The sequence below is a fragment of the Streptomyces sp. NPDC003035 genome (assembly GCF_042888285.1).
In the GTDB taxonomy this organism is placed as follows: domain Bacteria; phylum Actinomycetota; class Actinomycetes; order Streptomycetales; family Streptomycetaceae; genus Streptomyces.
Genome location: NZ_JBIAPJ010000013.1, coordinates 78,190 through 98,194, shown reverse-complemented (window position 1 = coordinate 98,194; position 20,005 = coordinate 78,190). Strand labels below are relative to the sequence as shown.

Here is a 20,005-nt window from a genome sequence, read left to right as displayed (position 1 = left end):
CGCGTGGAGAACCGAGGCCCTACGCCCCGTAGAACAGCTCCTCGACGACCGCCCGGGCCCGGCGCGTGATGCGCCGGTAGTCGTCGACCATCTCGCCGACGTGGCCCGGGCCGTAGCCCAAGTACCGCCCGACGGCCGCCAGTTCGCGGCCGTCCGAGGGGAAGGTGTCCCCCGGGCGGCCGCGCACCAGCATCACCCCGTTGCGGACGCGCGTCGCCAGGACCCACGCCTCGTCCAGGATCTGGGCCTCGTCCGTGGGGATGAGCCCCGCCGCCTGGGCGGCGGCGAGGGCCTCCCGGGTCCGGGTGGTGCGCAGGCCGGGTTCGGCCCAGCCGTGCCGCATCTGGAGCAGCTGGACCGTCCACTCGACGTCGCTGAGTCCGCCGCGCCCGAGCTTGGCGTGCAGCGTCGGGTCCGCGCCGCGCGGCAGCCGCTCGGTCTCCATCCGGGCCTTCAGGCGCCGGATCTCGCGGACCGCGTCCTCGCCGAGCCCCTCGGCCGGGTAGCGCAGCGGGTCGATCAGCTCGATGAAGCGCCGCCCGAGCTCCGGGTCGCCCGCCATGGGGACGGCGCGCAGCAGCGCCTGGCTCTCCCACACCAGGGACCAGCGGCGGTAGTAGGCCTCGTACGACTTCAGCGTACGGACCATCGGGCCGCTCTTGCCCTCCGGGCGCAGGTCCGCGTCGATGAGCAAAGGCGGGTCGGCCGTGGGGACCTGGAGGAGCCTGCGCATCTCGGCGACGACCTGGTTCGCGGCCCGGGCGGCCTCCTGCTCGCCGACGCCCTCGCGCGGTTCGTGCACGAACAGGACGTCGGCGTCGGAGCCGTAGCCGAGCTCGTTCCCGCCGAAGCGGCCCATGCCGATGACCGCGAACCGCGTCGGCAGCGTGTCGCCCCAGCCCTCGCGCACGGCGGCGCGCAGCGCGCCCGCGATCGTCGCCGCGTTGAGGCCGGTGAGGGCGAGGCCGACCTGGTCGACCAGGGCACCGGGGTCGGCCTCCCGGGGGCTGTCCTCCGTGCCGTACGAGCCGATGAGGTCGGCCGCCGCGGTACGGAACAGCTCCCGGCGCCGTACGCCACGGGCCGCCGCGACCCCTTGTTCGGCGCCGTCGGCGCGGCCGACCGCCGCGAGGGTCTCCTGCTCCAGGTGGTCGCGCCCGCGCGGCTTCAGCCCCTCCGGGTCACCGAGGATCGCGACCGCCTCCGGAGCGCGCAGCAGCAGGTCGGGGGCGAGCCGTCCGGCGGAGAGCACCCGGGCGAGGTTCTCGGCGGCGGCGCCCTCGTCGCGCAGCAGCCGCAGGTACCAGGGGGTCTTGCCGAGCGCGTCGGAGACCTTGCGGAAGCCCAGGAGCCCGGCGTCCGGGTCGGCGGAGTCGGCGAACCAGCCGAGCAGGACCGGCAGCAGCGTCCGCTGGATCGCGGCCTTCCGGGTGACCCCGGAGGAGAGCGCCTCCAGATGGCGCAGGGCGGCGACGGGATCGGCGTACCCGAGCGCTTCGAGCCGCTGGCCGGCGGCCTTCGGGCTGAGCCGGGTCTCGCCGGGGGTGAGCTGGGCGACGGCGTCGAGCAGCGGCCGGTAGAAGAGCTTCTCGTGCAGCCGGCGGACGACCGAGGCGTGCCGCTTCCACTCCCTGTTCAGCTCGGCGACCGGGTCGGTGCGCAGGCCGAGCGAGCGGCCGAGGCGGCGCAGGTCGCTCTCGCCCTCCGGGACGAGATGGGTGCGGCGCAGCCGGTAGAGCTGGATGCGGTGCTCCATCGCGCGCAGGAAGCGGTACGCGTCGTCGAGCTGGGCGGCGTCCGCGCGGCCGACATAGCCTCCGGCGGCGAGGGCCGCGAGGGCGTCCAGGGTGGTGCCGCTGTGCAGCGTGGCGTCGCCGCGGCCGTGCACCAGCTGGAGGAGCTGGACGGCGAACTCGACGTCCCGGAGCCCTCCGGGACCGAGCTTCAGCTCGCGCTCGACCTGGGCGGCCGGGATGTTGTCGACGACCCTGCGGCGCATCTTCTGCACGTCGGGGACGAAGTTCTCGCGCTCGGCGGCCTGCCAGACCAGGGGCGAGACGGCGTCGATGTACGCGGCGCCCAGCTCCGGATCGCCCGCGACCGCCCGCGCCTTGAGCAGGGCCTGGAACTCCCAGGTCTTGGCCCAGCGCTGGTAGTAGGCGAGGTGGCTCGACAGGGTCCGCACGAGCGGGCCGTTGCGGCCCTCGGGGCGGAGGTTGGCGTCGACGGGCCAGATGGTGCCCTCGACGGTCGTCTCGGAGCAGATCCGCATGAGGTGGGAGGCGAGCCGGGTCGCTGCCTGGATCGCCTTGCCCTCATCGGCTCCCTCGACCGGCTCCGCGACGAAGATCACGTCCACGTCGGAGACATAGTTCAGCTCGTGGCCGCCGCACTTGCCCATGGCGATGACGGCGAGCCGGCAGTGGGCCGCGTCGGCGGGCGCGGCGGTACGGGCGATGGCGAGGGCGGCGCGCAGTGTCGCGGTGGCGAGGTCGGCCAGCTCGGCGGCGGTCTGGGCGACGTCGGCGCTGCCGCAGACGTCGCGGGCCGCGATGGCGAGCAGGCAGCGGCGGTAGGCGACGCGCAGGGAGACCGGGTCGGTGGCCTCGGCGAGGCCGCGCTCGAACTCGGCGACGCCGGGGTTGAGGTCGGCTGCCTCGTAGGTGACAAGGGCCTGCCAGTCCCTGGGGTGCTTGGCCAGATGGTCGGCGAGCGCCTCGGAGGCGCCGAGCACGCCGAGGAGCCGGTCCCGGAAGGGCTTGGCCGAGAGCAGCGTGCCGGCGAGGGTCTGCCGCTCCTCGTCGGGCTGCGCCTCGACGAGCCGCACCAGGCCACGCAGCGCGAGATCGGGGTCGGCGGTCGCGCCGAGCGCGTCGAGGAGTACGGAGTCGTCGCGCAGCGCCGCCAGCTCGGGGACGGCGAACAGCCGCTCGGCGCCGGACGGGTCGGTGAACCCGTGCCGCAGCAGCCGAGTGAAGGTACTGCCTCTGCGCCCCGGCACCGTCATCCCGCCGCTCCTTCGCACCCGTCCCACCCGTCGCGCCCGTCGCTCGCGTCGCACCCGTCCGGGCATCCACCGGCCCCAGGGCCGCACTCGAGCCTATCCGGACCGTGCGGCACGCGGTCGCGCCGAGGGCAGAAGTCGCGAACTAGGACATAACTACCCCTTCTGCGCCTTCGTTTCGCAGAGGATCACACGTGATGTCCCGCACATTCCTTACTATTCGCCGCCGATGAACCGTACTCCTTGAAAGTCCGTCTTCCTGCCCGAAGTCCTGCCGAAGCCCTGGTCGTCCTCCGAAAGCGCCTACCGCCGATGCCCGTCCGTCTCCGCCGCCGCCGTCCCTCCCTGCCGCCCCGCGCCCGGATCGTCACCGCCCTGACGGCGACCGCGCTCGTCGGCGGCTCTCTCGTGGGAGTGCTCCACCTCTCCTCCGGGACCGGCTCGGGCGCCTCGGCGTCCGAGGCACCGTCGGGGGCCGGCCACGGGCCACGCCAGGCGGCGGCCCCCGGGCCCGTGCGGCAGCCGGTCCGCACACCGGACGTCGCCGTGACGCAGATCGTGGCCCACCCGGACGACGACCTCTACTTCATGAATCCGGACACGGCCCAGTCCATACGCTCGGGCGCCTCCCTGACCTCGGTGTATCTGACGTCCGGCGAGTCGGACGGGGTCAACGCCCGCCCCCGCGCCCCCCATCGCCCCGCGCCCGACAAGGCGGGGTTCGCCGAGGCCCGGCAGAACGGCATACGCGCCGCGTACGCGGAGATGGCCACCGGCAGCCGCACCAGCCCCTGGGACCGGACCTCCATCCCGACGGCCGGCGGCGGCCACGCCGAGCTGGACGTCCTGCGCGCCGAGCCGCAGATAGCCCTGGTCTGGCTGCAGCTCCGCGAGGCCGGCTCCATCAGCGGCGACCGCCCGCACAGCCTGAACGGACTGTGGAACGGCCGCGTGGAGTCCCTCGCTTCCCAGCGCGCCGCCGGCACGCCCGTCGCCACCGACTTCTCGTACACGAAGGAGCAGGTGATCGACACCCTCACCGGACTCCTCACACGGTTCCGGCCCACCTTCGTCCGGATGCAGGACCCGACCCCGGGCCGCAACGCGAAGACCGGCGCGTACAGCGACCACCAGGACCACCTGTACGGCGCCCGGTTCGCACAGGCCGCCCTCGCGCGGTACGGGACCACCACCGGCCGCCCGCACTTCGGCGTCCAGAACTACCTCGGCTACCCCGTCGGCACGCTGCCGCACACCCTCGACCCCGAGACGGCCGGCGCCAAGCTGCACACCCTGAAGACGTACGCGTGGGTCGACGAGATCAACGACTGCGCCGACCCGGCCGGATGCGGCGATCTCAAGGTGGCCGGCCGCCCCGGCGGATGGGGCTGGACCGAGAGCATCCGTTACGCCCGCGGCACCTCCACCTCCTGGGTGCAGCGCGCCACCGACGGCGGCCTGCACGCCTTCTCCGTGCTCGACGGACGCCTCGCGGTGTGGGAGAAGCCGGCGGGCGCCGCCACCGTCTGGCAGGGGCCGGTCCTGCTCCCCGGCGACGGCCTGGACAGCGGCGTGACCTCCGTACGGCTCCCCGACGGCCGGATCGCCGTGTTCGGCACCCGTACGACGCTCGGCGGCCCGGAGCGGGCCTACGGTCGTGAGGTCGTGACGACGGAGCAGTCCGCGCCCGGCGGCGCGTTCGGACCGTGGCGGTCGCTCGGCACGCCCGAGAGGAACGACGCCCGGGGCACCTCCGACATCAGCGCCCCCGCCGTGGCCGTGGACGGCACCGGCCGGACGACGGTGCTGCTGCGCGACAGCCGGCACCGGCTGACCGCGCGCGAGCGGGGCGGCGACGGCGGCTGGGGGCCCTGGCGCTCGCTGGGGGGCGGGAGCCTGTACGGCGACCCGGTGGCCACGACGGACGGGGCAGGCCGGGTCCACGCGTTCGCCGGCACGAAGAGCACCGTCCTCACCTGGACGCAGCAGCGGCCCGGCGGGCCGCTGTCGGGACCGCAGCGGACCGGCCTGCCGACGACCACGCTGGCGCTGAGCGCGAGCCCGGCCCCGGACGGGCAGGGCGTACGGCTCTGGTTCCGCAAGCCGGCCTCCGGCGCCCTGCGCATGGCCGACCTTTCCGGCGGGGCCCTCACCTCCCCGGTGACCGAGCTGGTCGGCGGGGTCGCCGGCTTCGGGCCGGTGGGCGGCGGCCAGGGCATGCTGGCGGTCCGTTCCCGTACGGGCGTCCTGGCGACGGCCCCGGCGGCGAGCGCGGACGGGCGGCCGGTCTGGACGCTGGAGAAGTTCCTGGTCTCCGGCGCTCCCGGCGGGGTCGTGGACGGAGTGGCGGCGATGGGTCTGGACGGCAAGCTGCACTGGACGCCCGCGATGCGATGAGTTCCGGCTCCGGGACCGGTCTCCCTTCCACATGGACAGCTCTGCCCTGGAGGAGATCATGGCCCCGGAGACCACTCTGGACCCCCGCTTCAGCGATCCGAAGGCCCACCCCGCCCCGTGGTCCGAGGCCACCGTCCGGCTCGCCGAGGCGGAGGTCTACTGGCTGACCACCGTCCGCCCGGACGGCCGCCCGCATGTCACCCCGCTGATCGCGGTCTGGTCGGAGGGGGCGTTGCACTTCTGCACCGGTCCCGAGGAGCGCAAGGCGCGCAATCTCGCGGAGAACCAGGAGGTGGTCCTCACCACCGGGTCCGCCTCGCTCGGCGAGGGGCTCGATCTGGTGGTCGAGGGTACGGCCGTTCGGGTGACAGACGAGGGGCGGCTCCGGGCCCTGGCCAGGGTGTATGTCGAGAAGTACGGCCCGGATTGGCGATTCGACGTGCGCGACGGAGCGTTCGTGGGCGACGGTGGGACCGCCCTGGTGTTCGCCGTGGCGCCCCGCACGGCGTTCGGTTTCGCCAAGGGCGACCCCTTCGGCCAGACCCGCTGGCGTTTCTGAGGAGACCCCCATGAACCTGACGCTCGAAGTCGTGCCCGTTCCTGTCACCGACATGGACCGGGCGAAGGAGTTCTACGGCGACAAGTGCGGCTTCAAGATCGACCTCGACGACGAGGTCGCGCCCGGGATGCGCATCATCCAGGCGACGCCGCCCGGCTCGCGCTGCTCGATCGCGATGCTCAGCGGTATGCCGTCGATGCCCGGTACGAAGGAGATGGCCCCGGGCACCCTGCACGGCCTCCAGCTCTGCGTCACCGACATCGAGGCGGCACGCGAGGAACTCGTCGAGCGGGGCGTGGAGGTCACGCCGATCCGGCACGTGGGCGCGGCGGGCTGGGAGGAGGGCAAGGGCGAGACCTGGAACTCGTTCATGTCCTTCGAGGACCCGGACGGCAACGGCTGGGTGGTCCAGGAAGCGCCGTCGGAGCTGTCGGAACGCTGAGGCGCGGGGAGGCGGCGGGTGGGCGCTCGGGCGTTTCACACGGTGAACGCCGCCCGGTAGTACCGCACCCGCTCGTCCTCCCCCGCGTACCGCATCCCGGCCGCCTCCATCACCTTCTGCGAGGCGACGTTCGCGAGATCGGCGTCGCCCTTCGCGCCGGCGACGCCCTGCTCCCGGGCCAGGTCGAGCAGGGCCCGCAGCGCCTCCGTGGCGTATCCGAGCCCGCGTACCTCGGGGATCAGCCCGTATCCGACGGTCACGAACCGCTCGTCGTCCGGCGGCCCGTGGAACCCGATCCCGCCGACGGCGGCCCCGTCCGCCCGCCGCCGTATCTCGTACGCGCCGAACACCCCCGGATCCCCGTGCGCGGCCCACACGCCCAGGAACCCGCGGGCCCCGGACACGTCCCCCTCGGCGGGATAACCTGGCGCCCACCGGTCCTCCCGCGCGGGCGCCGCGGCGACGATCCGCTCGGCCTCGGCGACGGTGAGCGGGTGCAGCAGCAGACGCCCGGTGACGTACGAGGTGATCTCCATCGGGGCAGTGTCCGCCGCACCCGACGGACCGTCAACGCGATTGCGTGAAGCGCAGCATGTTGCCGGAGGGGTCGCGGAAGGCGCAGTCGCGGACGCCGTACGGCTGGTCCACCGGCTCCTGCAGCACCTCGCCGCCCGCGGCGCGGATCTGCTCGAAGGTCGCGTCGACGTCGGCGGTGGCGAAGATGACACCGCGCAGAAGGCCCTTGGCCAGCAGCTCCGCCATGGCCTCCTTGTCGGCGGGCGAGGCGTTCGGATCGGCGAGGGGCGGTTCGAGGACGATGTTCACATCGGGCTGCGACGGGGCGCCGAGGGTCACCCAGCGCATCCCCTCGAACCCGACGTCGTTGCGCACCTCCAGGCCGAGGGCGTCCCGGTAGAAGGAGAGCGCCTTGTCGTGGTCGTCGACGGCGATGAAGCACTGCGAGAGCGTGATGTCCATGCGCTTCACGCTACGGGCGGGCGTCGCGCTTCGCTTCTCCGTTCCTGACCGGTCGCGTGTAGATCTTGGCGAAGCAGGCGGGGATGGCGGCGCCCTCGTCGTGGCTGCGGGCCCGGTAGGCGCTGGGGGTCTCGCCGACCAGCTCGGTGAACCGTGAGCTGAACGACCCGAGCGAGGTACAGCCGACCTCGAAGCAGACCTCCGTGACCGACAGATCCCCCCGCCGCAGCAGGGCCTTGGCCCGCTCGATCCGGCGCGTCATCAGGTAGCTGTACGGCGTCTCCCCGAAGGCGGCCCGGAAGCTGCGGGAGAAGTGCCCCGCCGACATGAGCGCGACGCGCGCGAGGGCCTCCACGTCGAGCGGCCTGGCGTACTCGCGATCCATCAGGTCACGGGCCCGGCGCAACCGGACGAGATCCTCCAACGTCGTCACCCGACCACCCTCCCACAGCCGCGCGGCCGAGGGGGCGCGTCCGCGCCTCCAGCGGCCGAACGGCCACGGACCACACCCCCTAGCCGAACACGAGCTCGGCCAGCTCCTCCAGCCAGTACCTCACCTGGTGCCATCGCCGGCAGAACCGCTTCGGCCGTCGCCACCTGCGCCCCTCGAGCGGCCGGTGGCACTGCTTGCACCGCTTCACCCGCGCCTACAGCACCGGCAGGTTCTTGCGGAGCTCGAAGGCGGTGACCTCGGAGCGGTACTCCTCCCACTCCTGCTTCTTGTTGCGCAGGAAGAAGTCGAAGACGTGCTCGCCCAGCGTCTCCGCGACCAGTTCGCTCTTCTCCATCAGGGCGATCGCCTCGCCCAGGTTCTGCGGCAGCGGCTCGATGCCCATCGCGCGGCGCTCCGCGTCGCTCAGCGCCCACACGTCGTCGTCGGCGCCGGCCGGGAGTTCGTAGCCCTCCTCGATGCCCTTGAGGCCCGCCGCCAGCAGGACGGCGTACGTCAGGTAGGGGTTGGCGCCCGAGTCGATGGAGCGGACCTCGACGCGGGAGGAGCCCGTCTTGCCCGGCTTGTACATCGGGACGCGGATCAGGGCCGAGCGGTTGTTGTGGCCCCAGCAGATGTACGAGGGGGCCTCGCCGCCCGCGCCCGCGCTGCGGGCCGAGCCGCCCCAGATGCGCTTGTAGGAGTTGACCCACTGGTTGGTCACGGCCGAGATCTCGGCCGCGTGCTTCAGCAGGCCGGCGATGAAGGAACGTCCCACCTTGGAGAGCTGGTACTCCGCGCCCGACTCGTAGAACGCGTTGCGGTCGCCCTCGAAGAGGGAGAGGTGGGTGTGCATGCCCGAGCCCGGGTACTCCGAGAACGGCTTCGGCATGAAGGTCGCCTGCACGCCCTGCTCCAGCGCGACCTGCTTCATGACCAGGCGGAAGGTCATGATGTTGTCGGCCGTGGACAGGGCGTCCGCGTACCGCAGGTCGATCTCCTGCTGGCCCGGCGCGCCCTCGTGGTGGGAGAACTCCACCGAGATGCCCATCGACTCCAGCATGGTGATCGCCTGGCGGCGGAAGTCCATGCCCACGTTCTGCGGGGTGTGGTCGAAGTAGCCCGAGTTGTCGGCCGGGGTCGGCTTGGTGCCGTCCAGCGGCTTGTCCTTCAGCAGGAAGAACTCGATCTCGGGGTGGGTGTAGAAGGTGAAGCCCAGGTCCGAGGTCTTGGCGAGGATGCGCTTGAGGACGTACCGCGGGTCCGCGAAGGACGGGGAGCCGTCCGGCATGAGGATGTCGCAGAACATCCGGGCCGTGCCCGGGGCCTCCGCGCGCCAGGGCAGGATCTGGAAGGTGCCCGGATCCGGCTTGGCGATCATGTCCGACTCGTAGACGCGGGCGAAGCCCTCGATGGCGGAGCCGTCGAAGCCGATGCCCTCGTCGAAGGCCTGCTCCAGCTCGGCGGGCGCCACGGCCACCGACTTCAGGAAGCCGAGCACGTCGGTGAACCACAGCCGCACGAACCGGATGTCGCGCTCCTCGAGCGTCCGGAGCACGAATTCCTGCTGCTTGTCCATATCCACACCCATCTTCGCTGGTCAGGCCGCCTGTTCCCACCGCCTCGGGCACATCGGGGGGCACCTGAGCATCCCACCACATGGTTTCGCGCACGTTGCACACCCATAGTGCCTGCTCGGGTGTGACACAGGTAACGGGGGACGGTCCGATTCCGTGCGTCTGTTCCCGTTCCGTTCCCCCCACCTGTCCCCTTGCGGCGCTCCGGCCACTACGATCTCCGCCCATGGGGGGCACTCCACTCGTACGCCTGCACCGGCGCGCGCGTCCCATGGCACTGGCGAGTGCCGTGGCGACGCTCCTCGCCGCGCTCTTCGTCTGTCTGGGTGCCGGTGACGCCGTCGCCCACGACGAGGCCGCTCAGGTGCACCACCAGCGGACCGCCGGTGCCGACGAGTACGTCTGCCCGTACGACCGCGGCGACTGCTCCCTGTTCCCCTCGCTCAGCCCGGCGGTGCTCACCGCGCCGCCGCTCGACCCGCCGCCCCAGGCGGAGGGCCGCCTCCCGCGCCTCGGACCGTCGTACGACGCCGGCCGGGCGCCCCGCTCCGGTGCGCAGCCCCGCGCGCCGGACCTGCACGTCCTTCAAGTTCTGCGGACCTAGGGCCTGTCTCTTGGATCACGCCCCACGGCTCACACCCCCCGCCACCCCACATCCGAGAAGGACGACACCACCATGGCCGCCAACCGCTCCGCCACCGCCGACCGCCGCGCCCGAATAGAGGAGATGCGCCGCGCCGAGCAGGCCCGCGAGCGCCGCAACCGTTTCCTCACCATCGGCGTCTCCGCCGTGGTCGTGCTGAGCCTCGTCGGCTTCGGCGGCTACGTGCTCAACGAGCAGTCCGAGAAGAAGGAGCAGCAGGAGGCCGCCGCCAAGGCCCCCATCAAGGACGAGAAGTCCTGGGACGCCAAGAAGCTCGGCCGCAACCACGTGAGCACCCCCGTCACGTACGAGATGAAGCCCCCGGTCGGCGGTGACCACGACCAGGTCTGGCAGAACTGCGACGGCGACGTCTACACGACGAAGATCGCCGAGACGAACGCCGTGCACTCGCTGGAGCACGGCGCGGTCTGGGTCACGTACAACAAGAAGGCCGCCGAGGCGGACGTGAAGAAGCTGGCCGAGAAGGTCGGCAAGACCCCGTACTCGCTGATGAGCCCGGTCGACGACCAGGCCGGCGCGATCATGCTGAGCGCCTGGGGCAAGCAGGTGACCGTGGACAGCGCGAGCGACCCGCGGATCGACGCCTTCTTCACCAAGTACGTGCAGGGCCCGCAGACCCCTGAGCCGGGCGCGGCCTGCACCGGTGGCGTCGGAGCCGCCCAGTGAAGCTGACCCGTACGCACGGGGCCTCGATCGCCGCCGTCGTCCTCGCGCTGCTCTTCGCGGGGGGCGCCGTCACGGTCGCCTCCGCGGAGCGGGAGGAGGCGCCGGCCACGCCCGTGTCGGAGTCGGCGGACGCGGGCTTCGCCCGTGACATGTCGGTCCACCACCAGCAGGCCGTCGAGATGTCGTTCATCGTCCGGGACCGCACCCAGGACGAGGAGGTGCGCCGGCTGGCGTACGACATCGCCAACACCCAGGCCAACCAGCGGGGCATGATGCTGGGCTGGCTCGACCTGTGGGGTCTGCCGAAGGTCGAGTCGGGCACGGAGCCGATGTCCTGGATGGGCATGGGCGGGCACGGCGACACCGGTCCCCTCGACGGGGCGCTGATGCCGGGCATGGCGACGAAGACGGAGCTGGACCGGCTGCGGAAGGCCAGTGGCAAGGAGGCCGAGATCCTCTACCTGCAGCTGATGACCGACCACCACAAGGGCGGTGTCCACATGGCCCAGGGCTGTGTGGAGAAGTGCTCGGTGGACGTCGAGCGGAACCTCGCGCAGGGCATGGTCGACGCGCAGGAGTCCGAGATCGCGCTGATGGCGGACCTGCTGAAGGCCCGGGGCGCGAAGCCGCGCGCCTGACAGCGGCGGATCGGCCCGTGTCGGCCCCCGTGACCCCAGCGGTCGCGGGGGCCGCGCCGCGCGCGCACAATGGGTGACGCTCGGGGACGTACGTACGACGACGTTCTACGGAGGACGTACCTCATGACCACCGCGAAGGACATCATGCACGCCGGGGCGAAGTGGATCCCCCAGCACGAGACGCTCGACCGGGCGGCGCAGCTGATGCGCCAGCTCAATGTGGGCGCGCTGCCCATCGCCGACGAGAACGAGCGGCTGTGCGGCATCATCACGGACCGCGACATCGTGGTCGGCTGTGTCGCCATGGGCCACGACCCGGCGAAGGTCACCTGCGGCGAGATGGCGCAGGGCACCCCGCGCTGGATCGACGCCGGTTCGGACGTGAGCCAGGTCCTCGAGGAGATGACGGGCCACCAGATCAAGCGCCTTCCGGTGATCGAGAACAAGCGTCTGGTCGGCATGATCAGCGAGGCCGATCTGGCGCAGCACCTGGACGACGAGCAGATCAAGGCGTTCTGTACGAGCGTCTACGCCACGTCCTGATCGCGTACCGCCCGCGCCACGGCGTCCGGGCGGTCCCACATCATCAGATGGCCCGACGGTTCGACCGCCTCGTAGCGGGCGCCGAGCCGCCGGGCCAGTGCGCGTTGGCGGCGCGCCCAGCGGGCGGAACCGTCCGGGGCGGCGAGGACGGTGACGGGCAGGCCGGGCGGCAGCGGGAACCGATCGCGCAGGGCGAGGAGTTCGGCCGCGACCGCTCGGTAGTGGGTGTTCTCCAGGAGGGCGCCCCGCATCGCCCGTGAGGTGGTGTACACCCGGCGGACGAGGTCGGCGGGCGCCGGGTCGCCGCCCGTCGCGCGGGAGAGCCGTACGGTGGTGCGGCGGACGGCCGGGCCGGCGCCGGCCGGAGCTCCGGTGGCGGTGAGCAGGGCGCCCAGACCGCGGGCGGCGGCGGTGCGCAGGGCGGGGGCGCGGGGTGTACGGGCGCGCTCCTCGACGGAGGAGTCCACGAGCACGATCCCGGCGGCGCGGTCCGGGTGGAGCCGGGCGAAGGCCTCGGCGTGGAACCCGGCGATCGAGTGGCCGACGACGGTGGCGGGCCCTGGCAGGGACAGCGCGTCGAGGAGGCCGGCGATCCGGTGGGCCTCGCCGGTGGCGCTGGGCGGGACGGCGGCCGGGGCGGAGAGTCCGTGGCCGGGGCGGTCGAAGCGGACGACCGTGCGGTGCGGGGCGAGCAGCGGCACGACCGGGTCCCAGTCGAACCAGCTCATGCCGAGGCCGGCGCTCAGCACGCAGACGGGTCCGGTGCCCTCGACGACGACGTGGTGGGCCACGCCTCCGACCCGTACGAACACGCTCAAGCTCTCTCCCTGGCCACGGAGACGGCGAGCAGTCCGAGCCAGACTGCCACGAGCAGGACCTGCAGCCGCTGCCCGGCCCCCAGGGCGAGCGTGCCCCGGCCCGCCTCGAAGGCGGCGACGGCGGCCAGGGTCCAGGCGGTGGCGGCCAGTTCGAGGACGACGAGCCAGGGGCCGGCGCGGGCGAGGGGCCGCCAGGTTCCGTAGCGGCGGGCGGCGAGGGTCAGCGCGACCATGGCGGCCAGGGCGCCAGCCATGGCGAGGCCGGAGCTGACGGCGTGCGCGGTATGGGTGGCCGGCACGAGTCCGGCGGTCTCGCGCGCGGCGCACTCCGGGTCGACGGTGGGCGCGCAGCTGAGCGGCAGCCGGGAGTCGACGGCGGTGGCGGCGCCGAAGAGGGCGAGGGCGAGCAGGCCGGTGACGATCCAGGGGCGGCGGCCGGGCAGCAGCAGGGCGGCCAGGGCGCCGGCGAGGACCAGCAGGCCGGCGACGAGGTCGGTGGCGCGGAACAGGCCGCCCAGCGGCTGGTCCACGGCGGCGAGTTCGGAGACGTAGGTGCGGATCGGGTCGAGCCCGGTCCGGACGACGACTTCGAGGACCCAGGCGGTGTACGCGAGCGCGCCGAGCAACAGCAGGAGGGCGGCGACCTGTCGCGTACGGCTTCTGGACATAGTGGTACGAGATGCTATGCGGCACCTCCGCGCCCCGGTGGCCGGGGTGGATCCGGCGAGTCCTCCCGCTTGATCACGAACACATGTCGTCCACAAAACCCCTGGCTTCTTCATGATCGGCTGGCTTACCGTCACGTTTTCAGCCACCGCGAAGGACGCCGCATGACCATGCCCACGAACACCCCCGGCCCCAACCCCTGGGGGCCGCCGCCCGGCATGCCCGGCATGCCGCCCCCGTTCCCGCAGGAGCCCCGCAACGGGCTCGGGGTGGCCGCGCTGGTCATCGGCATCGTGGGCCTGCTCGTCGCGCTCGTGCCGTTCCTGTTCTGGCTGGGCGCCGTCCTCGGGGTGCTGGCCCTCGTCTTCGGCATCATCGGCATCGGCAAGGCCGGCAAGGGCGAGGCGACCAACAAGGGCTCCGCCGTGACCGGCGTCGTCACCGGCGCGCTCGCCGTCGTCGTCTCGATCGTCTGGGTCGCCGTCCTCGCCACGGCCGTTAAGGACGTCGCCGACGAGATCGAGAAGGAGACCGAGAAGCTGGAGTCGGCCACCACCGCCCCCGCCGCGCCCGGCAGTGACTCCTCCGACTCCCCCGAGCAGACCGCCCCGGCGGCGCTCGCGTTCGGTCAGAGCCACACCTACCCGGACGGGGTCAAGGTCACCGTCTCCACGCCGCGCGCGTACAAGCCCGACCAGTTCGCCGCCGGACACGGCAAGGGCAACAGCGCGTTCCAGGTGACGGTCACGATCGTCAACGGCAGCAAGAAGGCCCTCGACGTCTCCACCGCCCTGCCGGACGCGAGCGACGCGGAGGGCGCGCCGGCCGACGCGATCTTCGACGGCAGCGACGCGACCGAGATGTTCCAGGGGACGGTCCTCCCGGGCAAGCAGGCCAAGAGCGACTTCGCCTTCTCCCTGCCCGCCGGCGCCGACCACGAGATGCAGCTGGAGATGGCGCCGAAGATGCTGGAGTACGACGACGTGATCTGGACCGGGAAGACGAAGTAACCCCACGGCAGAGCTCGCACGCAGGACATAGCGTCGGTCTGACGATTACACTGGGCGCGTGCCTCAACTACGCCTCGCTCTGAATCAGATCGACTCGACCGTCGGCGATCTCGCCGGGAACGCCGAGGCGATCGTCCACTGGACCCGGCACTCCGCCGAGCAGGGCGCGCATCTGGTCGCGTTCCCCGAGATGGTGCTGACCGGCTACCCCGTCGAGGACCTCGCGCTGCGCTCGTCCTTCGTCGAGGCGTCCCGGGCCGCCCTGCGGGCGCTCGCCCGGCGCCTCGACGCCGAGGGTTTCGGGGAGCTGCCGGTGATCGTCGGCTACCTCGACCGTTCGGAGCGCGCCGAGCCCCGGCTCGGCCGGCCCGCCGGATCCCCCGAGAACGCCGCCGCCGTGCTGCACCGCGGCGAGGTGGTGCTGCGCTTCGCCAAGCACCACCTGCCCAACTACGGCGTCTTCGACGAGTTCCGCTACTTCGTCCAGGGCGACACCATGCCCGTCGTCCGGGTCCACGGCATCGACGTGGCCCTCGCGATCTGCGAGGACCTGTGGCAGGAGGGCGGCCGGGTCCCGGCCGCCCGCAGCGCCGGCGCCGGGCTGCTCGTCTCGATCAACGCCTCGCCGTACGAGCAGGACAAGGACGACACCCGGCTCGAACTGGTCCGCAAGCGCGCCCAGGAGGCGGGCTGCACCACCGCCTATCTCGCGATGATCGGCGGCCAGGACGAGCTGGTCTTCGACGGCGACTCGATCGTCGTCGACGCCGACGGGGAAGTCGTCGCGCGCGCCCCGCAGTTCTCCGAGGGCAGTGTGCTCCTCGACCTCGACCTGCCGGCCGCCGCGGCCGACGCGCCCACGGGCGTCGTCGACGACGGGCTGCGCATCGACCGGGTCGTCCTCTCCGAGGAGCCGCTGCGGGCCTACGAGGCGGAGCTGACAGGCGGTTACGCGGACCGCCTCGACGACGACGAGGAGGTGTACTCGGCGCTGGTCGTGGGCCTGCGCGCGTACATCGCCAAGAACGGCTTCCGCTCGGTCCTCGTCGGTCTGTCGGGTGGCATCGACTCGGCCCTCGTCGCGGCCATCGCCTGCGACGCGGTGGGGGCGCAGCACGTGTACGGCGTCTCGATGCCGTCGAAGTACTCCTCGGACCACTCGCGCGGCGACGCCGCCGAGCTGGCCCGTCGCACCGGTCTCCACTTCCGTACGGTGTCGATCGAGCCGATGTTCGACGCGTACATGGGCGCGCTCGGGCTCACGGGTCTGGCGGAGGAGAACCTGCAGTCCCGGCTGCGCGGCACGATGCTGATGGCGATCTCCAACCAGGAGGGGCACCTCGTGCTCGCGCCCGGCAACAAGTCCGAGCTGGCGGTGGGGTACTCGACCCTGTACGGGGACTCGGTCGGCGCGTACGGACCCATCAAGGACGTCTACAAGTCGACCGTGTTCCGGCTCGCGCGCTGGCGCAACCGGGCGGCCGAGGAGCGCGGCCAGACCCCGCCGATCCCGGAGAGCTCGATCTCCAAGCCGCCGAGCGCCGAACTGCGCCCGGGTCAGGTGGACACCGACTCGCTGCCGGACTACGACGTCCTGGACCGGCTCCTGGCGCTGTACGTCGACCGCGACCAGGGCAAGGACGCCATCGTCGCGGCCGGTTTCGACGAGGAGCTGGTGACCCGGACGCTGCGGATGGTGGACCTGGCGGAGTACAAGCGGCGCCAGTACCCGCCGGGCACCAAGATCTCGGCGAAGGGCTTCGGCAAGGACCGCCGCCTGCCGATCACCAACCGCTGGCGGGAGACGCCGACCCACTGACCCCGGCCGCCGCGCGGACGGTCAGGGCCGCGGTCAGGCGGCTCGTTCCGAGTGGGGCGCGCGGTCGGCGGGCCGGTGGCTCTGCGCGACGACGCGGGACGTCCCCTCCGCCGTACCGCCCGTGCGGTCGAGCAGTCCGGCCACCGCGGCGATCGCCAGGCCGACGACGGCGAGGACCGCGCCGACCAGCGTCGGGGAGGTCCAGCCCCAGCCGGCGGCGACGGCCGCGCCGCCGGCCCAGGCGCCGCCCGCGTTGGCGAGGTTGAAGGCGGAGTGGTTGGAGGCGGAGGCCAGGGTCGGCGCGTCCTTGGCCTTGTTCATGACCAGCATCTGGAGCGGGGTGGTGGTCATGAAGCCGACGGCGCCGAGGACGACGACCGTCACCAGGGCCAGCCACGGCACGTGGATGGTGAACCGGAAGGCGACCAGGACGAGCGCGAGGGCGGCGAGGGAGCCGTACAGCGTCGGCCGCAGCGCCCGGTCGGTCAGCGGGCCCGCGGCGAGCGCGCCGGCCGTCATGCCGATGCCGAAGAGGGCGAGGACGAGGGTGACGGAGGACTCGCCGAAGCCCATCACCTCGGTCGTCATCGAGGCGAGGTACGAGTAGACGGCGAAGACGCCCGCGAAGCCGAAGACGGCGGTCAGCAGGCCGAGCAGCACCTGCGGACGGCCGAGCGCGCGCACCTCGCGGCCGAGGTTCTGGTGCGCCTCCACGGGGACGTACGGGACGAGCCGGGCGAGGGCCGCCATGGCCAGCAGGCCGATGACGGTGACGACGAGGAAGGTCGCGCGCCAGCCGAGGTGCTGGCCGAGGAGGGTCGCGGCCGGTACGCCGAGGATGTTGGCCACCGTCAGCCCCAGGAACATCGTGGCCACCGCCCGCGCCTGCCGGTCCTCGCGCACGAGCCGCGCGGCGACGACGGCGCCGACGCCGAAGAAGGCGCCGTGCGGGAGTCCGGCCAGGACGCGGCCGCCGATCAGCCAGCCGAAGCCGGGCGCGAGCGCGGAGGCCAGGTTGCCGACGACGAACAGCGCCATCAGCAGGAGCAGCATCTTCTTGCGCGGGACGCGGGAGCCGAGGGCGGTGAGCAGCGGGGCGCCGAGGACGACGCCGATCGCGTACGCGGAGACGAGGTGGCCGGCCGTGGGGACGGAGGTGCCGAGGTCGTCGGCGACATTGGGCAGCAGGCCCATCATCACGAACTCGGTGGTACCGATGCCGAAGGCGGAGACGGCGAGCGCGAGCAGCGCCAGGGGCATGGGGAGAGCCTTTCCAGAAGATAGTTCTTCGACTGAACAAATGCTCTCAGGTGAAATCTTCCCGCCGGCCTCCGCCCGGTGAAGAGAAGGTTTCAGAAGCGGACGCGGGCCGCGATCGGCAGATGGTCACTCTTCGTCTCCGGCAGCGTCCACGAGGACACCGGCTCCATGCCCCGCACGAGGATCTGGTCGATCCGCGCCATCGGGAACGACGCCGGCCAGCTGAAGCCGAAGCCGTCGCCCGACGCCCCCTGGGTGGACCGCATCTGCGCGGTGACGGCGTTGAGCGAGCGGTCGTTCATCGTGCCGTTGAGGTCGCCGAGCAGGACGATCCGCTCGCGGTCGTCGGCGATGGCCTCGCCCAGCAGGTCCGCGCTGTTGTCGCGCTGGTTGGCGGTGAAGCCCGCGTTCAGCTTGACCCGTACCGACGGGAGGTGGGCGACGTACACCCGCACATCACCCTTCGGCGTGGCCACGGTGGCGCGCATGGCGCGGGTCCAGCCCATGCCGATGTCCACCGGCTGCGGATCGCTCAGCGGGTACGTGCTCCACAGCCCGACCGTGCCCTGCACGGAGTGGTACGTGTACGCGCCCGCCAGGGCACGCTCGTACACCGGGACCATCTCGCCCTTGAGCTCCTCCAGGGCCACCACGTCCGCACCCGACCCGGCGATCTGGCGGGCGGTCCCCTCGGGATCGGGGTTGTCGGCGTTCACGTTGTGGGTGACGACGGTGAGGTCGCCGCCGGCGGCGGACTTGTCGGTGACGAGCCCCCCGAAGAGGTTGACCCAGACCACGGCCGGCAGGAGCAGGGCGATCAGCGCGGTGGCCGAGCGCCGCAGCAGCGCGAGGACCAGCAGGACCGGCACGCACACGCCCAGCCAGGGCAGGAAGGTCTCGGTGAGGCTGCCCAGGTTGCCGATCCGGTTGGGGATCTCGGCGTGGAAGACCATCAGCAGGGTCAGCAGCACCGCGCAGGCGGCCAGGAAAACGCCCCGGCGCCAGACGCCCCGGTCACCACGCCAGCGGTCGAGCGCCGTCCGGAACCGGGACCGGGAGCGCTCGTCCCCCGCGCCGCCGTTCTCGGTCTCCGCCATGTCCACCCGCGCCATCACTCAGTCCTCACTGCCTTGCTCTGTGACCCGACGTCGACACTAGGTGATGCCGGGCCTGCCGTACTGCCAGGGGGACGACAGACCGGCGCGGCGGGTTCCGGAAGGTTGCACGGGGACGGACGGCTGTGACAGAACGCGCACATTCGTACGTACGCATCGACGTTCTTCCCGCCACGCGGTGTGAACAGCACCACTTCGGCCCACTTCCCGTGCCACCGCGCGAAGTGCCACCATGGACGGGATCCGGGGACGCCGTCAGGGCGCCTCGAGATGACGAAGGAGCCGTTCACCATGACGCTTCAGCCTGCCCCGAAGCAGTCCCCCGACAGCAGCAAGGCGCTGTACGGAGGCAAGGGCACGCGCCGTATCACCGTCCACGACATCACCGCGGCGAAGGCCCGCGGCGAGAAGTGGCCCATGCTCACCGCCTACGACGCGATGACCGCGTCCGTCTTCGACGAGGCCGGCATCCCGGTCGTGCTCGTCGGCGACTCCATGGGCAACTGTCACCTCGGCTACGACACCACCGTGCCCGTCACGATGGACGAGATGACCCTCCTGTCGGCCGCCGTCGTGCGGGGCACCAAGCGTGCCCTCGTCGTCGGCGACCTCCCCTTCGGTTCGTACCAGGAAGGGCCCGTCCAGGCCCTGCGCAACGCCACCCGGCTCGTCAAGGACGCGGGCGTCGGCGCGGTCAAGCTGGAGGGCGGCGAGCGCTCGCTGCCGCAGACCGAGCTGCTCGTCCAGGCCGGGATCCCGGTCATGTCCCACCTGGGCCTGACCCCGCAGTCCGTCAACACCATGGGCTACCGGGTGCAGGGCCGCGGGGACGAGGCCGCGCACCGGCTGCTCAGCGACGCCAAGGCGGCCCAGGACGCGGGCGCCTTCGCCGTCGTCCTGGAGCTCGTACCGGCCGAGCTGGCCGCCGAGGTCACCCGCTCGCTGCACATCCCGACCATCGGCATCGGCGCGGGACCGGACACCGACGCCCAGGTCCTCGTCTGGACCGACATGGCCGGGCTGACCGGCGGGAAGGTACCGCGGTTCACCAAGCAGTACGCCAACCTCCGCGAGACGCTCGGCGACGCCGCGCGCGCCTTCGCGGAGGACGTCACCGGCGGGGCGTTCCCCGCCGAGGAGCACACCTTCCACTAGGGGGTGTCTTGTCGATCAGGCCGGATCAGCGAGCGGGGTCTGGTGCCGTGGATCGCAAGGCGGAGGAGGGAGACAACGCGGAGCGTTGGCGACCGACGACAACGCGGCGAGGCGCGGTGCCAGGGCACGCGAGCCCGGCATGATCGGCAAGACACCCCCTAGGCACCCCTTCGACCAGGGGAGTCGTACGGACGACAGCCCGCCGACCCACTTGTCGGCGGGCTGTCGGTCGTCTGTCGGTGGGCTGTCAGTGGCGGCTGGTCC

At 72.4% G+C, this 20,005-nt stretch carries 19 protein-coding genes; 10 read left to right on the top strand and 9 right to left on the bottom strand.

All coding sequences use genetic code 11. From position 1 onward, the window contains the following. Positions 1-19: 19 nt before the first annotated feature. Positions 20-3,007, bottom strand: a complete 2,988-nt coding sequence (locus tag ACFYV5_RS33010) for a bifunctional [glutamine synthetase] adenylyltransferase/[glutamine synthetase]-adenylyl-L-tyrosine phosphorylase (protein ID WP_389174761.1) — start codon at positions 3,005-3,007, stop codon at positions 20-22. A gap of 309 nt (positions 3,008-3,316) precedes the next feature. Here ACFYV5_RS33010 and ACFYV5_RS33005 point away from each other — a divergent pair, with 309 nt between their 5' ends. Genes ACFYV5_RS33005 through ACFYV5_RS32995 form a run of 3 tightly spaced genes read left to right on the top strand, consistent with a single transcriptional unit; the run spans position 3,317 to position 6,402 of the window. Further along, complete coding sequence (locus ACFYV5_RS33005; RefSeq protein WP_389174757.1) at positions 3,317-5,401, top strand: PIG-L family deacetylase; 2,085 nt, start codon at positions 3,317-3,319, stop codon at positions 5,399-5,401. 31 nt (positions 5,402-5,432) lie between these two features. Beyond that, complete coding sequence (locus ACFYV5_RS33000) at positions 5,433-5,960, top strand: pyridoxamine 5'-phosphate oxidase family protein (protein ID WP_389174754.1); 528 nt, start codon at positions 5,433-5,435, stop codon at positions 5,958-5,960. A gap of 10 nt (positions 5,961-5,970) precedes the next feature. Continuing rightward, positions 5,971-6,402: a VOC family protein gene (locus ACFYV5_RS32995; protein ID WP_355108970.1), complete on the top strand. Its 432-nt coding sequence runs from the start codon at positions 5,971-5,973 to the stop codon at positions 6,400-6,402. Positions 6,403-6,437: 35 nt separating this feature from the next. Here ACFYV5_RS32995 and ACFYV5_RS32990 read toward each other — a convergent pair whose 3' ends face one another. The 4 genes from ACFYV5_RS32990 to ACFYV5_RS32975 all read right to left on the bottom strand — a co-directional run bounded on the left by ACFYV5_RS32990 (position 6,438) and on the right by ACFYV5_RS32975 (position 9,389). Further along, complete coding sequence (locus ACFYV5_RS32990; RefSeq protein WP_355108968.1) at positions 6,438-6,938, bottom strand: GNAT family N-acetyltransferase; 501 nt, start codon at positions 6,936-6,938, stop codon at positions 6,438-6,440. Positions 6,939-6,969: 31 nt separating this feature from the next. Further along, positions 6,970-7,380 carry a VOC family protein gene (locus ACFYV5_RS32985; protein WP_355108966.1) on the bottom strand — a complete coding sequence of 137 codons (411 nt, stop codon included), beginning with the start codon at positions 7,378-7,380 and terminating at the stop codon, positions 6,970-6,972. A gap of 10 nt (positions 7,381-7,390) precedes the next feature. Then, positions 7,391-7,813 carry a helix-turn-helix domain-containing protein gene (locus tag ACFYV5_RS32980; RefSeq protein ID WP_389174749.1) on the bottom strand — a complete coding sequence of 141 codons (423 nt, stop codon included), beginning with the start codon at positions 7,811-7,813 and terminating at the stop codon, positions 7,391-7,393. 214 nt (positions 7,814-8,027) lie between these two features. After that, positions 8,028-9,389, bottom strand: coding sequence for a glutamine synthetase family protein (locus ACFYV5_RS32975; protein WP_355108962.1), 1,362 nt, complete (start codon positions 9,387-9,389; stop codon positions 8,028-8,030). A 224-nt stretch (positions 9,390-9,613) separates the two neighbouring features. Between ACFYV5_RS32975 and ACFYV5_RS32970 the strand changes: the two genes are divergently transcribed. The 4 genes from ACFYV5_RS32970 to ACFYV5_RS32955 all read left to right on the top strand — a co-directional run bounded on the left by ACFYV5_RS32970 (position 9,614) and on the right by ACFYV5_RS32955 (position 11,898). Continuing rightward, positions 9,614-9,991, top strand: a complete 378-nt coding sequence (locus ACFYV5_RS32970) for a hypothetical protein (protein WP_355108960.1) — start codon at positions 9,614-9,616, stop codon at positions 9,989-9,991. 72 nt (positions 9,992-10,063) lie between these two features. Further along, entirely contained in the window at positions 10,064-10,717 is a 654-nt protein-coding gene (locus ACFYV5_RS32965; protein WP_355108958.1) for a DUF3105 domain-containing protein, read from the top strand. Between the two features lie 2 nt (positions 10,718-10,719). Beyond that, positions 10,720-11,355 (top strand): DUF305 domain-containing protein, encoded by a 636-nt coding sequence (locus ACFYV5_RS32960; protein ID WP_355109266.1) that lies wholly within the window; start codon positions 10,720-10,722, stop codon positions 11,353-11,355. Between the two features lie 123 nt (positions 11,356-11,478). Then, positions 11,479-11,898: a CBS domain-containing protein gene (locus ACFYV5_RS32955; protein WP_355108956.1), complete on the top strand. Its 420-nt coding sequence runs from the start codon at positions 11,479-11,481 to the stop codon at positions 11,896-11,898. On the opposite strand, the gene ACFYV5_RS32950 is transcribed toward ACFYV5_RS32955, so the two are convergent. Together ACFYV5_RS32950 and ACFYV5_RS32945 are read right to left on the bottom strand one after the other, a co-directional pair. After that, positions 11,883-12,716, bottom strand: coding sequence for an alpha/beta fold hydrolase (locus ACFYV5_RS32950; protein WP_389174743.1), 834 nt, complete (start codon positions 12,714-12,716; stop codon positions 11,883-11,885). The genes ACFYV5_RS32955 and ACFYV5_RS32950 overlap by 16 nt on opposite strands. Beyond that, positions 12,713-13,384, bottom strand: a complete 672-nt coding sequence (locus ACFYV5_RS32945) for a DUF998 domain-containing protein (protein WP_355108953.1) — start codon at positions 13,382-13,384, stop codon at positions 12,713-12,715. The genes ACFYV5_RS32950 and ACFYV5_RS32945 overlap by 4 nt, the downstream gene beginning before the upstream one ends. A gap of 162 nt (positions 13,385-13,546) precedes the next feature. On the opposite strand from ACFYV5_RS32945, the gene ACFYV5_RS32940 reads away from it, so the two are divergent. Both ACFYV5_RS32940 and ACFYV5_RS32935 read left to right on the top strand, forming a co-directional pair. After that, complete coding sequence (locus ACFYV5_RS32940) at positions 13,547-14,392, top strand: DUF4190 domain-containing protein (protein ID WP_389174740.1); 846 nt, start codon at positions 13,547-13,549, stop codon at positions 14,390-14,392. A 58-nt stretch (positions 14,393-14,450) separates the two neighbouring features. Continuing rightward, on the top strand, positions 14,451-16,211 hold the full coding sequence (locus ACFYV5_RS32935; RefSeq protein ID WP_389174737.1) for an NAD+ synthase: 1,761 nt from the start codon (positions 14,451-14,453) through the stop codon (positions 16,209-16,211). A gap of 33 nt (positions 16,212-16,244) precedes the next feature. Here ACFYV5_RS32935 and ACFYV5_RS32930 read toward each other — a convergent pair whose 3' ends face one another. Both ACFYV5_RS32930 and ACFYV5_RS32925 read right to left on the bottom strand, forming a co-directional pair. Next, positions 16,245-17,471 (bottom strand): MFS transporter, encoded by a 1,227-nt coding sequence (locus tag ACFYV5_RS32930; protein WP_389174734.1) that lies wholly within the window; start codon positions 17,469-17,471, stop codon positions 16,245-16,247. 92 nt (positions 17,472-17,563) lie between these two features. Continuing rightward, positions 17,564-18,583: an endonuclease/exonuclease/phosphatase family protein gene (locus ACFYV5_RS32925; protein WP_389174731.1), complete on the bottom strand. Its 1,020-nt coding sequence runs from the start codon at positions 18,581-18,583 to the stop codon at positions 17,564-17,566. Between the two features lie 294 nt (positions 18,584-18,877). Here ACFYV5_RS32925 and panB point away from each other — a divergent pair, with 294 nt between their 5' ends. After that, a complete protein-coding gene (panB, locus tag ACFYV5_RS32920; RefSeq protein ID WP_355108943.1) occupies positions 18,878-19,741 on the top strand; it encodes a 3-methyl-2-oxobutanoate hydroxymethyltransferase in 864 nt (287 codons plus the stop codon). Positions 19,742-20,005: the final 264 nt, after the last annotated feature.

What these genes read in the sequence shown, in the direction of transcription:
- ACFYV5_RS33010 (WP_389174761.1), bottom strand. Translation starts at nt 3,007, where the DNA reads ATGACGGTGCCGGGGCGCAGAGGCAGTACCTTCACTCGGCTGCTGCGG.
- ACFYV5_RS33005 (WP_389174757.1), top strand. Translation starts at nt 3,317, where the DNA reads ATGCCCGTCCGTCTCCGCCGCCGCCGTCCCTCCCTGCCGCCCCGCGCC.
- ACFYV5_RS33000 (WP_389174754.1), top strand. Translation starts at nt 5,433, where the DNA reads ATGGACAGCTCTGCCCTGGAGGAGATCATGGCCCCGGAGACCACTCTG.
- ACFYV5_RS32995 (WP_355108970.1), top strand. Translation starts at nt 5,971, where the DNA reads ATGAACCTGACGCTCGAAGTCGTGCCCGTTCCTGTCACCGACATGGAC.
- ACFYV5_RS32990 (WP_355108968.1), bottom strand. Translation starts at nt 6,938, where the DNA reads ATGGAGATCACCTCGTACGTCACCGGGCGTCTGCTGCTGCACCCGCTC.
- ACFYV5_RS32985 (WP_355108966.1), bottom strand. Translation starts at nt 7,380, where the DNA reads ATGGACATCACGCTCTCGCAGTGCTTCATCGCCGTCGACGACCACGAC.
- ACFYV5_RS32975 (WP_355108962.1), bottom strand. Translation starts at nt 9,389, where the DNA reads ATGGACAAGCAGCAGGAATTCGTGCTCCGGACGCTCGAGGAGCGCGAC.
- ACFYV5_RS32970 (WP_355108960.1), top strand. Translation starts at nt 9,614, where the DNA reads ATGGGGGGCACTCCACTCGTACGCCTGCACCGGCGCGCGCGTCCCATG.
- ACFYV5_RS32965 (WP_355108958.1), top strand. Translation starts at nt 10,064, where the DNA reads ATGGCCGCCAACCGCTCCGCCACCGCCGACCGCCGCGCCCGAATAGAG.
- ACFYV5_RS32955 (WP_355108956.1), top strand. Translation starts at nt 11,479, where the DNA reads ATGACCACCGCGAAGGACATCATGCACGCCGGGGCGAAGTGGATCCCC.
- ACFYV5_RS32945 (WP_355108953.1), bottom strand. Translation starts at nt 13,384, where the DNA reads ATGTCCAGAAGCCGTACGCGACAGGTCGCCGCCCTCCTGCTGTTGCTC.
- ACFYV5_RS32940 (WP_389174740.1), top strand. Translation starts at nt 13,547, where the DNA reads ATGACCATGCCCACGAACACCCCCGGCCCCAACCCCTGGGGGCCGCCG.
- ACFYV5_RS32930 (WP_389174734.1), bottom strand. Translation starts at nt 17,471, where the DNA reads ATGCCCCTGGCGCTGCTCGCGCTCGCCGTCTCCGCCTTCGGCATCGGT.
- ACFYV5_RS32925 (WP_389174731.1), bottom strand. Translation starts at nt 18,583, where the DNA reads ATGGCGCGGGTGGACATGGCGGAGACCGAGAACGGCGGCGCGGGGGAC.
- panB (WP_355108943.1), top strand. Translation starts at nt 18,878, where the DNA reads ATGACGCTTCAGCCTGCCCCGAAGCAGTCCCCCGACAGCAGCAAGGCG.